At 42.4% G+C, this 13762-nt stretch carries 12 protein-coding genes; all 12 read left to right on the top strand.

What is annotated here, in order from left to right:
• Positions 1-23: 23 nt before the first annotated feature.
• The 12 genes from ACW0TQ_RS11070 to mreB all read left to right on the top strand — a co-directional run bounded on the left by ACW0TQ_RS11070 (position 24) and on the right by mreB (position 13680).
• Positions 24-1145 carry a mandelate racemase/muconate lactonizing enzyme family protein gene (locus tag ACW0TQ_RS11070; protein WP_256705214.1) on the top strand — a complete coding sequence of 374 codons (1122 nt, stop codon included), beginning with the start codon at positions 24-26 and terminating at the stop codon, positions 1143-1145.
• A gap of 1 nt (position 1146) precedes the next feature.
• Positions 1147-2082, top strand: coding sequence for a C40 family peptidase (locus tag ACW0TQ_RS11065; RefSeq protein ID WP_193064697.1), 936 nt, complete (start codon positions 1147-1149; stop codon positions 2080-2082).
• Between the two features lie 4 nt (positions 2083-2086).
• Entirely contained in the window at positions 2087-3118 is a 1032-nt protein-coding gene (locus tag ACW0TQ_RS11060; RefSeq protein WP_256705212.1) for an ABC transporter ATP-binding protein, read from the top strand.
• A 572-nt stretch (positions 3119-3690) separates the two neighbouring features.
• Positions 3691-4911 carry a stage II sporulation protein D gene (gene spoIID, locus ACW0TQ_RS11055; protein ID WP_341173359.1) on the top strand — a complete coding sequence of 407 codons (1221 nt, stop codon included), beginning with the start codon at positions 3691-3693 and terminating at the stop codon, positions 4909-4911.
• Positions 4912-5183: 272 nt separating this feature from the next.
• The gene (gene spoIIQ, locus ACW0TQ_RS11050) at positions 5184-6050 is read left to right on the top strand and encodes a stage II sporulation protein SpoIIQ (protein WP_042529539.1); all 867 of its coding nucleotides are present in this window, start codon (positions 5184-5186) and stop codon (positions 6048-6050) included.
• A gap of 501 nt (positions 6051-6551) precedes the next feature.
• Positions 6552-6881, top strand: coding sequence for a sporulation transcriptional regulator SpoIIID (gene spoIIID / locus ACW0TQ_RS11045; protein WP_042529541.1), 330 nt, complete (start codon positions 6552-6554; stop codon positions 6879-6881).
• A 210-nt stretch (positions 6882-7091) separates the two neighbouring features.
• Positions 7092-7679 (top strand): TetR/AcrR family transcriptional regulator, encoded by a 588-nt coding sequence (locus tag ACW0TQ_RS11040; protein WP_341173358.1) that lies wholly within the window; start codon positions 7092-7094, stop codon positions 7677-7679.
• Positions 7680-7719: 40 nt separating this feature from the next.
• Entirely contained in the window at positions 7720-7842 is a 123-nt protein-coding gene (locus ACW0TQ_RS11035) for a hypothetical protein (protein ID WP_256705208.1), read from the top strand.
• A 595-nt stretch (positions 7843-8437) separates the two neighbouring features.
• The gene (locus tag ACW0TQ_RS11030) at positions 8438-9724 is read left to right on the top strand and encodes a purine-cytosine permease family protein (RefSeq protein ID WP_455725661.1); all 1287 of its coding nucleotides are present in this window, start codon (positions 8438-8440) and stop codon (positions 9722-9724) included.
• 43 nt (positions 9725-9767) lie between these two features.
• On the top strand, positions 9768-10862 hold the full coding sequence (locus ACW0TQ_RS11025) for an S-methyl thiohydantoin desulfurase family protein (RefSeq protein WP_341173356.1): 1095 nt from the start codon (positions 9768-9770) through the stop codon (positions 10860-10862).
• Entirely contained in the window at positions 10862-12427 is a 1566-nt protein-coding gene (locus ACW0TQ_RS11020) for an ROK family protein (protein WP_455725660.1), read from the top strand. The genes ACW0TQ_RS11025 and ACW0TQ_RS11020 overlap by 1 nt, the downstream gene beginning before the upstream one ends.
• A gap of 251 nt (positions 12428-12678) precedes the next feature.
• Positions 12679-13680 carry a rod shape-determining protein gene (gene mreB / locus ACW0TQ_RS11015; protein WP_042529553.1) on the top strand — a complete coding sequence of 334 codons (1002 nt, stop codon included), beginning with the start codon at positions 12679-12681 and terminating at the stop codon, positions 13678-13680.
• Positions 13681-13762: the final 82 nt, after the last annotated feature.

Genomic DNA, 13762 nt, shown 5'->3' with positions numbered 1-13762 from the left:
CCACATAGAAAGGGCTGTTTAGCATGAAGATTGTTGATTTGGAACTTTATCATAGCTCGATTCCATTGCATACCCCATTTAAAACAGCGTTGCGCACAGTAACCATTGCGGAAAGTATAGTTGTGAAAATAACCTGCGATAATGGCATCACTGGCTGGGGAGAAGCCCCGCCGACACATGTTATTACAGGGGAAAGCCTGGCGAGCATCCATTATGCAATGGATAAAGTGCTCCGTCCGGTTATAATCGATGCATCATTATGTTCTTATGCAGCTGTATTTGCCCGTTTAGAGAAAGCAATCACAGGCAATACAAGCGCCAAGGCTGCAGTGGATATGGCATTGTATGATTGTCTTGCTCAAGCAGCCGAACAGCCTTTATATCAATACCTGGGAGGCTATCGTTCGCAGATTGAAAATGATTATACGGTCAGCGTGAATGAGACGGAACAGATGGAGCAGGATGCAAAATTATATAAAGAGAATGGGTTTCGGATTTTAAAGGTGAAAGTAGGCAAGGACCCGGCAGAAAAAGATATAGAACGGGTAGCTGCTATCAGGAAAGCTGCAGGAGAGGATGTGCTGATACGGTTAGATGCCAACCAGGGCTGGACGGCGAAAGAGGCTGTGAAAGCTATTACACAAATGGAAGAGCTGGGATTAAATTTGGAATTGGTAGAGCAGCCTGTGCCGGCACATGATGTGCAGGCGCTCAAATATATTACCGAACGTACCACAACACCAATTATGGCTGACGAAGCGGTATTTTCCACACAGGATGCACGCCGTGTGCTGGAAATGGGGGCGGCAGATTTAATCAATATTAAATTGATGAAGTCCGGCGGAATCCATCAGGCTATAAAAATCGCGAACCTGGCTCAGGATTTTGGTGTCTCATGTATGGTCGGAAGCATGATAGAGACCAAGCTGGGCATTACCGCAGCAGCTCATTTTGCAGCCAGTCATCCGGCGGTGATCCGCTTTGATTTTGATGCGCCGCTGATGCTGTCCGATGATATTTTGGAAGGCGGTATCCAGTATCAGGGAAAGGGAAATCAAATTACGTTTTCAAATCAATCCGGACTCGGGATAAAATCAGTGAAGAAAGCTTATCTGCAAACAATCAAAAGGGAAGGGAGCTGGTAGAATGCAGCAGTTGTTGAAGGAGCTTCCGAAAACATTCCATGTAACAAATGTACAGGCTGCAACAATTTGGACCAATCCGCAGGCAGCCAGAGCAGAGGATAAAGATGGAACCTCCCATCCTACAGATATATTAAAATGGGTCAATTCCTTAACCTATGAGGAAAGCTTGGCACTATGTAATGAAAATCGCGTACAATCGCAAACGCTATATGGCGAGCCTGTTATCGTTTTAGAAGAAGAGGGAGACTGGGCGCATGTGATTGCTCCGTTCCAGCCGTCCAAAAAAGATTCCAGAGGCTATCCTGGATATATCCCTCTCCGGCAATTGACAAGCGTGGATAAAGAAGCATGGCTTCAGGATAAATATATTGTGGTGACGACAGACAATGCCTGGCTGGAAGACCCGGCGAAAGACACGCGCATCCAGCTGAGTTATTTAACGATACTGCCTTATTTAGGGGAGAGGGAAGCACATGTTTATGTACAAACACCATCCGGAAAGCAGCAGATCGCCAAAGAAAAAACAGTCACCGTGACAAAAGAGGACGGGATAAAACAGGGCAGCGGAGCAGATATTGTCACTGCAGCTCTTCCCTTCATCGGATTGGATTATTTCTGGGGAGGAATGAGCTCCTTCGGCTATGATTGTTCCGGTCTGGCCTATGCTGCACATAAAGCAAATGGTTACTGGATTGCCCGGGATGCGGGAGACCAGGCGAGGGCGGGAGAAGAAATTGCAATCGATGCCCTCAAGCCGGGAGATTTGCTTTTCTTTGCCTATCAGGAAGGGAAAGGAGCCATCCATCATGTCGGCATCTATAAAGGAAATGGAGAAATGCTGCATTCCCCGCAAACCGGAAAAGGGGTGGAAATCACGCCTTTAAAAGGGACCGAGTATGAAAAGGAGCTCTGCGCAGCAAGAAGATACTGGAGGTGAGGAGATGGAAGATAAAATCCTGGAAGTAAAAAATCTAGTGAAATACTTTGATGTCGGGAGGTCAGATATTTTAAAAGCTGTTAATGATGTATCTTTTCATATTTTTAAAGGGGAAACGTATGGGCTGGTTGGCGAATCCGGCTGCGGAAAATCTACCATCGGCCGCACGATTCTAGGATTATATGAAAAAACAAGCGGGGATGTTTGGTTTAATTATGAAAATGTCCATGGGTTGACGGAAAAGGAACAATTCGCTCTCTACCGTAAGATGCAGATGATTTTTCAGGACCCCTATGCTTCGCTGAATCCCCGGTCTACCATTAGGGAAATTATCTCTGAGCCGCTGGAGGTACATGGGGTTTTTAAGAAGAAAAAAGACCTGATGAACCGGATATATGAACTGTTGGAAGAGGTAGGGCTCAGCCGGGATCATGTGAACCGCTATCCACATGAGTTCAGCGGCGGACAGCGCCAGCGAATCGGAATTGCAAGAGCGCTCGCGCTAAACCCGGACTTTATTATTGCGGATGAGCCTATCTCTGCATTGGACGTTTCTGTGCAGGCGCAGGTCGTCAATCTGATGAAGCGGCTGCAGCGGGAAAAAGGGCTGACGTTCTTATTTATTGCCCATGACCTATCGATGGTAAAGCAATTTTCAGACCGGATCGGCGTAATGTATCTAGGGAATTTAGTAGAGGAAACAAGCGGAGAAGCGCTCTATGAAAATCCATTGCATCCTTATACCAAAGCCCTGCTATCAGCTATCCCGATCCCAGATCCGGATATAGAAGAAAAGAGAGAGCGGATTATTTTAGAAGGCGAATTGCCAAGCCCTATCAACCCGCCCTCTGGCTGTGTATTTCGAACAAGATGCCCCATGGCAATGGAGATATGCAAGGACGTCAAGCCGGTATGGCAAGAGATAGATCCCGGGCATCGTGTAGCCTGTCACCTCTATGATAAAAATTATCAAGACAGCCTGACAACAGGACCGCAGCGGACAAAAGAAATTGTCGAAGAAGAAATCCAATCATAGCAGGAGAAACCATGGAAACTCTTAAACAATAGAGCCCTTCTATGGTTTTTTGTGTGTATATCATAAAAGCGAAATTTTTTGATAAGTGAGATAATGGAAGCCTGTCCAAATTTCTTGTTGGATACGATGTTTTACTATAGACGATACCATAAATGTTTTTGGCGGAACGCCTGATTGCAATGGTTTTCGATGGGACGCGTAATGGAAGCAATGCTTTTAGATTAGTGAATTTTATTAGTTTTGATACAGATAGTAATAAAACCTATCTAGCGTAGTGTTTTTCTGGGGTTGCGATTACTCACCCCACCAAAACCCGTCGCAGCGGCGTTTTAACCTGACAACATTGGTAATCGCGGTCCGAGAATGTCACGCACCAAGTTTTTAACCCTTATTCCGCAGGGTCGCAAAACCTCCCCGCTGAATAAAGTTTCCTTTTTAATTTTCCATTTGCATAACGTACTTCTCACATTTTTTCTTAAGAAAAGGTCTATTTTGCCGGCAAAATGTATAGATTTAATAGTAGGCATGATAGATATAAACAGCTTATCACTCTTAAGAAAAGGAGGAGGAACGTGTATAACAAAAAATATAAACGGAAAAACACAGCAATTCATAAGAAAATGAAGCAATTGAAGCAGAAAAACAGGATATCGAACCAGCCAATGCAGAAAATCGTACCTTTTTCTAATCGGAAATCAGTGCATTATAAGCCTCAGCGCCCGTCTCCTTGGAAGCAGATAGTCATCACGGTTTTTATGGTTATGATAATTTTTATTCTTGCTGTCCCGACAGTAGTTGTGCAAATGTCTAAGACAGAGAATCAAATTAGCGTAGGCTCAGAGACGGTAGACAATAAGGAGGAAGCAAAGCCAGATGAAGAGGATGAGCCAGAAAATCCTCCAGAAGAGACAGCAACCAGCGACGAAGCAGTAGAAGTCGGGGCTTCTCCATTCAATGTTTCTGTCATGCGCGTGAGTAATGAAGAAGTGGAAAATGTTCCGGTAGAGCAATATGTCGCTGGTGTGGTTTCTTCGGAGATGCCGGCAGAGTTTGAACTGGAGGCATTAAAAGCACAGGCGATTGCTGCAAGAACATTTACAGTTAACTTTTTATTAAACGGCGAGAAAAACGACAGCTATGACCTGACCGATTCGACACAGCATCAAGTATATAAAAGTGAACAGGAGCTCCAAGAACAGTGGGGAGCAGAATATCATGAAAAAATGAACAAAATAAATCAAGCGGTGAAAGAGACAGAAGGGCAGATTATTACTTACAATAGTGCGCCGATTACGGCCTCCTTCTTCTCCACCAGCAATGGATACACGGAAAATTCAGAGGATTATTGGGAAGGCGAGGTTGCCTACCTACGCAGTGTAGAGAGTCCTTGGGATGAAGCGTCACCAGAATTCACCCAGCAGACAACGCTGACTGTCGCAGAGGTATCCGAGGCTTTAGAAATCCCGCTTCAGGATGATAAGGCCATTCCGATGGAGATCAGCCATACAGACAGCGGCAGAGTAGATGAAATAACCGTTGCCGGAAATGCATTTACTGGTCCGGATTTTCGCGATAAATTGGGCTTAAGATCCAGTGACTTTGCCATTGAACAGAGTGACAGCCATTTGATTTTTACAACACAAGGCTATGGGCATGGTGTCGGCATGAGTCAATACGGAGCAAATGGCATGGCGGCAGAAGGTAAAAACTATGAAGAAATCATTCATCACTATTACACAGATGTTGAAATCAGCCAGATAGGTGAAATAGCACCAACCCTCGTTTCTAACTGAGACGGGGGATTTTTTATCAAAAAAATAGGGTAAGCCTATCAATGTCTTTTCTATTCATGTGCAAAAAACTGCTTCATATGGTTTGAGAATCAGATGCTTTTGAAGCTGCTGCGATGAAGCTTTTCCTTCTATCTTAAACCAGGATAAAAGGGAAATAACCTATCTATGAAAACCTCTGCATAAACTACTTATTATGAAAATCAAAAAAATTTTTTCATAGCCATGTATATAATTCTCTTTTTCTGCTCACAATGGTTGCAGAGGTGATGAAAATGAAAGAGGAATTCAAAGGCCCAAAAAATAAATGGAGCCAAATTTTCCGCAAGAAATGGTTTTTCCCAGCAATGTATTTAAGTATCGCAGCTGTTTTATTAGCAGCAGTCGTTTGGTATCAAAATGCAGGATCTGATGTTTCAGAACCGGCTGATCAAAGAAATGGAGAGGAAGAATATCTTCCAGTAATGAATGAAGAAGATTCCGTTCCGGTAGTTGACCAGCAGGAATTGGTAGGAATGCCGCTTGAAAACACAGATGAAGCAGAAATCGTAACTAAATTTTTTGACTACAACGCAGAACAAGAAGACAGAGAAAATGCACTTGTACTTTACAACAATCGTTACTATCAAAGTACAGGAGTAGATATCGCAGCAGCAGATGCAGAATCATTTGATGTTTTGGCTTCTATCAGTGGAACAGTAGAAGAAGTGAAGGAAGACCCATTACTAGGCAACGTGGTTGTTTTATCTCATAGTGAAGATTTAAAAACGTATTATGCTAGTCTTGAAGATGTAGCTGTCACTGTCAGCGATAAGGTTGAACAAGGAGACAAGCTGGGAACAGCTGGAAAAAACTTGTTTGGTAAAGACAACGGAACACACGTGCATTTTGAAATCCGTAAAGACGGCAAAGAAGTGAATCCTGAAAGCTACTTTGAACAGCCGGCATCCAGCATTGTCGTAGAAGAGAGTGCGGAAGAGGATGAAGCAGTAAGTGATGAACCGACTTCAGGAGAAGATGTAACAGAGCCTGAAGAAGATACAGAAGACGCAGAAGAAGCAGAGCAAGAAGAAGTACCAAGTGATGAAGACGAAGAAGCAGATGAAGAAATTGATGTAGAATTGGACAATTCAGAAGAATAATAAAAAATGCTTGGGAAACCAAAAAAACCGGTGATGAATCCTTCATTGCCGGTTTTTTATTGGCTTTTTTGAACATCCTTTAAAGCAATACAGGAACGAACTTTTGAAAATACATCTTGTCCCGGAAATTATTTGTACAAATCTTAAGCATAAAGGAACGTTTTTTTTAATATGATGATATTACAAACCATGCAATCGAACTGTCTGAGGTGAAAAGACATGTGATTTAGAAGTATCCTTCATCTAAAGTGGAACCCTTTTTTTATATACCAATGACTACATAAAAATAGTCAACCGCTTATTATAGTATGTGTTCAAAAAAGTGCAATGAAAAGGACCGAGTCGGCTAAAAACGCAACGTTAGCGGAAAAGCAAGCTAACGTAGAATTTCGATGTGTCATTTTCAGAGGATTTTTTGAACATCCTTTTATAAGTCCTATCCCAAAACATACACCCTGTCCAAACGACACCTCGGAATTACAACTTAGGGGGGCGAACGGTGTGCATGATTACATCAAAGAAAGGACAATTAAAATAGGGAGGCATGTTGTAGAAACCAGAAAAACAGTCCGCACCATTGCAAAAGAATTTGGCGTATCCAAAAGTACGGTCCATAAGGATTTAACAGAGCGCCTGCCGGAAATCAATCCCAAACTGGCACTGGAAGTAAAAGAAATTTTAGAGTATCACAAAGCCATCCGCCATTTACGCGGGGGAGAAGCAACAAGAAAGAAGTATAAAACACCGCCAACGGAAGGGCCGTTAACTGAAACAAAAATCACACAAACATTCCTATCTTCCTCCAGCAGGCCAAAAGCACAGGGAAGCTAGGAAAATAGAGACAATCCAATTTTTAACAAAAAGTTGGATTGTTTTTTGTTGCCATTTCTTTGTACAAAGGAGAATCACGAATAGATCAAGGATGATTCCTATTAATGCAAATTAGGAGAAGATTTTATTTAAATTAAATTATCAAATAACTCATTGACTGAACGAACGTTAGGTAATATAATAATCTAACAATCGTTAGGTGGTGAGGAATTGCAAAAAAAGTTAATTGATGCAGCACTGAAACAATATGCTTTAAATGGGTATCATGGCGCAACAATGAGGAAAATAGCCAATGAGGTTGGTATTAAGCCGGCATCTATTTATTTTTTTTACAAAAATAAAGAAGATTTGTTTATCGTGGCATTCAAGCAATTTTTGGATAACCATTTTGATAAAATGAAAAGTATTTTGAATGAGAAGCGGGAGGAGCCTGCTCAGAATATTTTTTCTGCCATGTTTGAAGGGATTGCAGACCACCATAAAGGAGATATGGAAGGAACGGATGCTTATATTTCATTAGTAACTTCTCCAATACCGGGAATCTCGCAATATTTATATGACCATATGAAGCGATATAATGAATGGCTTGTCGCATCCTTAGATTCGATACTAAGAGATAGTTATCCGAAGATGCAGGCTGATGAAATTGACAGAATTATTAAGCAGTTCGTTTTGATAGGTAACGGCGTCTTTTGGGGGATTAAATTATACGACGGGGCTGATTTTGAGGAGCAGATTATGCTGGCAAGTCAGTTGATGCAATCATTATTAGAGGAATTGCATTTTAAATACATGTAAACAGCGTTATTTTAATTAGTGCAAGGAGCCGCAATGCTTTTTGAGAGGACGAGTAATTGCAACAACGGTTTTAATAGACCGAGTAATCGCAGGTCTCAATGCTGTCAGAGGCATGAATGATGAAATATCAAGCGAAGTATATACCGAGTTTTCTAAAAAATAAGTTATTAACTCAACTTTCGCACCTAAGAATAAGCAAATATTTCTTGCTATTCCAAGATGAACATGTTCTTCATTACCATGCTTGCATTTTGGTGAAATATCCGGCCTTTTTGGACTTGATGATGGTGCATAGCTCCGCTCCGGCCAACCACTCCGCTTTCCGACGTACAAATGTTTTCGATGGGACGAGTAATCGCAGTCCCAGGACGTACTAGTGCAGACGTTGCAACAACTCTTTTCGATGGGGTGAGTAATCGCAACCCCAGGACGTTGCGGTCTTAGTCTGCCATGGGGACGGCTTCAGCTAACTTGAAAAGAAAATCGCTTTTCAAGTGGATCTTCAGCTCGCCCTGCGATGCACAAATGTTTTCGATGGGGCGAGTAATCGCAGTCCCAGGACGTGCAAGTGCAGGCGTTGTGACAGGAGTCACGGGTTTAGCCTGCCAACCACTTAGGAGTCTGCGTGGTTGGCCTGCGCTCTGATAGGATTCTACAGCGAATGAAAGAAATAACATTTTAATGAGCTGGACGAAACAGCAGCTATTGCCTGAACAACCCAATCATAACAGCATGAAATGACGAAGGAGGAATAAAAAATGGGGAATAAAACCAATATTGGAGATGATTATTCACTATCCAGAGTACCCAGATCGGCAAGGCAGTCTCTTTGGAGTATTACGATTATTAGAGTAGGAGCATTAGCAACCATTTCCCAATTTATTTTAGGTGCATCGCTGGGTTATGGAATGACATTCTGGCAAGCTTTTTGGGCAACGATGCTGGGAAGTGTTATTTTACAGGTTATCAGCTTTCTTTTAGGGTATGCAGGTGCTAAAGAAGGTCTCTCCACCAGTTTGCTTTCAAGATGGACAGGGTTCGGCAGATACGGATCGAGCATTATCGGAGGCGTCATTGCTATTTCCTGTATCGGGTGGTTTGGGGTTCAAAACTCTGTGTTTGCCGATGGTCTGGTACAGGCTACCGGAGGAGCACTTCCGCATGCAGCTGCTGCTACGATTACAGGATTAGGAGTTACTGTACTCGTTATCTTCGGTTTTAAATTATTGAGTATCACAGCTACAATTACCGTACCATTATTTCTATTAGCAATGGCTGTCGGTGTTTATTATGTATTTAGTGAGCATTCTATCAATGGATTATTCTCTGCAGCTCCGGCTGGTGATCCTTTAACAATGGGGGCAGCTGCTACAATGGTTGCAGGCGGATTTATCATTGGAGCTGTTATTACACCAGATTTCACCCGATTTGCTAAAAGTGGTAAAGATGTATTCTGGATGGCTACCATCGGGGTACTGATTGGGGAACTTGGAATCAATATGATAGCTGTATTGATGGCACTTGCTGCCCGGACGAATGATGTAGTGAGTATTATGGTACAAGCATCCGGCTGGCTTGGAGCATTTGCTGTTGTTTTATCTACAGTTAAAATTAATAATTTGAATCTGTATTCTTCGTCTCTCGGCTTTACAAATATTTTTGATTCCGTATTTAAAATAAAGCTTAACCGTGCAAAGGTTACATTAGTGATTGGTATTATTGGAACGGTGCTTTCCGTGCTTGGAATGCTGGATTATTTTGTTGATTTCTTAGTGTTCCTCGGCGTACTTGTTCCGCCAATTGCGGGAATTATGGTGGTAGAGTACTTTATTTTAAAAACACACTGTAAAAGTTTGGATGAATCCAGAGAACAAGGGACGCTGCCCACAGATGTTGAAAAAATGCATCCTGTTACACTGATTGCCTGGGCAGCGGGTTTTGCTGCAGGGTATATCCTCACAATTGGTATTCCATCCATTAACTCGCTATTGATTAGCGGAATCGTTTATTATATCGGGTCCCTTATCTTTAGAAAAAAGAAATAATACAAATCAAAACTTATATTCTGGAAACATGGAGGCTTAAAAAATGAGAAAAATAGGCAAACAAGAAATTGAAGATATCGCTGTTGGTGCAGCACTGCTTGGAACAGGCGGAGGCGGAGATCCATACATCGGAAAGCTGATGGCGCTGCAGGCAATCGAAGAAAATGGACCAGTAACTTTATTGGATATAGATGAAGTTCCAGAGGATGCTTTGGTTGTTCCCTCTTCCATGATGGGAGCTCCCACGGTCATGCTTGAAAAAGTTCCCAGTGGAGAAGAAGCGATTGAGGTTTTTGGGAAACTGGAAGAATTTCTTGGAGAAGACATTTATGCAACTTTTCCGATTGAAGCGGGAGGAGTAAACTCCATGCTGCCTTTTGCGCTCGCTGCAAGACGGGGATTGCCTGTTGTTGATGCAGATGGGATGGGAAGAGCATTTCCTGAACTGCAGATGGTTACATTCTATTTAGATGGTATCCAGGCTACTCCGGCAGTAATCGGCGATGAAAAAGGGAATACAGCGCTGTTATCCACGATTGATAACGTCTGGACAGAACGCATTGCCCGTGCTTCTGCCATTCAAATGGGCGGCTCTGTAATGAATGCCATGTATTCCATGCGAGGTAAAAATCTAAAAGATAGCGGAATTGCCGGTATTTTAAAGTTGGAAGAGGAAATTGGAAAAACCATTCGCCTTGCTAAAGCAAATAATGTCAATGCGATTCAGGAAGTTTTGAAAACAGTGGGTGGGTTTGAACTATTCCGTGGAAAAGTAACAGATATTGATCGGAAAACAGAAACTGGTTTTGCGAGAGGTACAGCATCCTTTGAAGGAATCGGTGACTATAAAGATGAAATGCTTCAGCTTCGTTTTCAAAATGAGCATCTTCTTGCTCAAACAGATCGGCGATTGCTTTGTGTGACACCAGATTTAATTGCCGTACTTGATGCAGAAACAGGTTTGCCAATTACCACAGAAGGAATCCGTTATGGTTCCAGATGTGTCGTTATTGGTATACCATGCCATGAAAAATGGAGAACGGAAAAAGGGATTGCAACAGTCGGACCCAAATATTTTGGCTACGATGTCGAATATACGCCGGTGGAAGAATTAGTTCGTAAAGGAGAGACGGAATAATGAGTACGTATCGTATTGGAATTGACGTAGGTGGAACACATACGGATGCTGTTTTGCTGGATCAGGATAATCAAGTAATTTCCGAAACAAAATCATCCACAACAGAGGACGTAGAAACTGGAATTTATACAGCGATGCATGAAGTGATTACAAAGGCAAATGTGTCTCCTGAACACATCCGTTATGCCATGCTTGGGACAACGCATTGTACAAACGCTATTGTAGAGCGAAAAGGGTTAAACAACATTGCTGCTGTTCGTATTGGCGCCCCGGCTACATTGGCAGTGAAACCGCTGGTAGGCGTGCCGGAGGACCTTCGTGCGGCGCTTGGAAAGCATGTTTACCTTGTACGTGGAGGACATGAATTTGATGGCAGGGAAATCGTTGATTTAGATGAAGCGCATTTATACAAAATTGCCAATGAAGTAAAAGGAGAGGTAGATTCTATTGCAATCACTTCTGTTTTTTCTCCTGTATCTACCGACCATGAGGAGAGAGCAAAGAAAATATTTCAAGAAGTATTAGGAGAAGACGTATCCATTTCGTTATCTGCTGAAATTGGTTCTGTCGGTCTGCTGGAACGTGAAAATGCAACAATCTTGAATGCTTCCGTAATCCGTGTAGCGAAAACAGCTGCAGACGGGTTCATCAATGCGTTAAAAAGTGAAAATATTGATGCAAAAGTATTTTTTGGACAAAATGACGGAACATTAATGTCTGTTGATTACGCGGTTCGTTACCCGATATTTACAGTTGCCTGTGGTCCGACAAACTCTTTACGCGGCGCTTCCTATTTAGGGAACCTGTCTGATGCTATTGTTGTAGATGTTGGCGGTACAACCTCAGATGTTGGTGTATTAATTCATTCTTTTCCGCGGGAATCTTCTCTGGAAGTAGAAATTGGAGGAGCAAGAACGAATTTCCGTATGCCTGACTTAATTTCTATCGGACTCGGCGGAGGAACAATTATCCATGCAGAAGAAAACGAAGCATTTTCAATTGGTCCGGACAGCGTCGGGTACCGTTTGCCTGAGAAAGCAATGATTTTCGGCGGTGATACACTGACAACAACAGATGTAGCAGTAGCGCTTGGTAAAGTTGATTTAGGTGATGCATCCAAAGTGGCTCATCTGGATAAGTCATGGCTGAATAAAGTTTATGAGAAGATGGTGGAGCTTGTAGAAGAGGCTATTGACAAAATGAAGACAACCGCGGATCCCATTCCTGTTATTCTTGTCGGCGGCGGGAGTATTTTATTACCAACTGAATTAAAAGGGGCTTCACGCGTCCTCCGACCAGAACACTCCGGTGTTGCTAATGCCATTGGTTCAGCGATTTCTCAGGTCAGCGGACAAGTAGAAAGAATCTACTTATTAGATGAGGTAGGACGGGAGCATGTACTGGAATCGGCAAAATCGGAGGCAAAAGCAACAGCAGTAAATGCAGGTGCAGATTCGGAGACTCTTGTGATTGTTGATGTAGAGGACGTTCCTTTAGCTTATCTTCCGGGAAATGCCACACGGGTTAGAGTGAAAGCAGCCGGAGAACTGCAGCGGAACGCATAGCCTAAAAAAATACAAAGAAGTGTTCAGGCAAAGTTGACATAGGAAATATCATGTCAACTTTGCCTTTTTAATTACTCCACTTTCACATTTTAAAGTAGTTTGTCCTCTGGATATTTTGGTGAAGCACCTTAAAAAAATAAAAAAATCTTATTTTCATACAGTTAATTACCGGGTTTTGTGGTAAAATAGTATACTAGTAGCATTTTGTCTTAGGACGGTGCAAGATAGTAACGCTAGGAGGATTTAGATTCATGTTTTCCAGAGATATTGGGATTGATCTTGGTACCGCAAATGTGTTGATACATGTAAAAGGAAAAGGAATAGTTTTAAATGAACCATCTGTCGTTGCCATGGATCGAAATACGAACCGTGTGCTTGAAGTTGGAGAAGAAGCCCGCCGTATGGTTGGACGTACACCGGGTAATATAGAGGCGCTGCGCCCGTTAAAGGACGGCGTTATTGCTGATTTTGATGTCACAGAAGCCATGTTAAGATATTTTATAAATAAAATTAATGTCAAAGGTGTTTTGTCAAAGCCGAGAATGCTTATTTGCTGCCCGACAAACATAACGAAAGTGGAACAAAAAGCCATTAAAGAAGCAGCAGAGAAGTCAGGCGGAAAGCGCATATACTTAGAAGAAGAGCCTAAAGTAGCTGCGATTGGCGCTGGAATGGATATTTATCAGCCAAGCGGAAACATGGTAGTAGATATCGGCGGCGGAACAACCGATGTAGCCGTGTTGTCCATGGGCGGCATTGTTACTTCGCAATCCGTTAAAATGGCTGGAGATAAGTTTGACTGGGATATTCTGCAATATATTAAAAAGGAATACAAACTGCTTATTGGTGAACGTACTGCAGAAGATATTAAAATCAATGTCGCTACGGTGTTCCCTGGATCACGTAAAGAATCCATGGATATCAGAGGCCGGGATATGGTATCTGGCTTACCGAGAACGATAACGATTGAATCAGAGGAAATTTCACAGGCGTTGATGGAATCTGTAGCACTTATTGTTCAGGCAGCTAAAGCAGTTCTGGAACAGACACCTCCCGAATTATCCGCAGATATCATTGACCGGGGCGTTATCCTGACTGGAGGCGGCGCACTGCTTCATGGAATTGACCAATTATTGGCGGAAGAATTAAAGGTTCCTATCTTTGTTGCAGAGGATCCGATGGATTGTGTTGCAAAGGGAACGGGAATCATGCTTGAAAATATTGATAAGCTTGAAAAAAGAAGTGTAAACTAATCATTAATAGAAGCTGGCAGAATGTGTTGCTTATTTTATTACCCTGCCAGCTCTAATCTTTTACATACAGAGGAGGAAGCTT

This window comes from Oceanobacillus sp. M60 (assembly GCF_053839645.1).
This window is presented reverse-complemented; position numbering and strand designations above follow the sequence as displayed.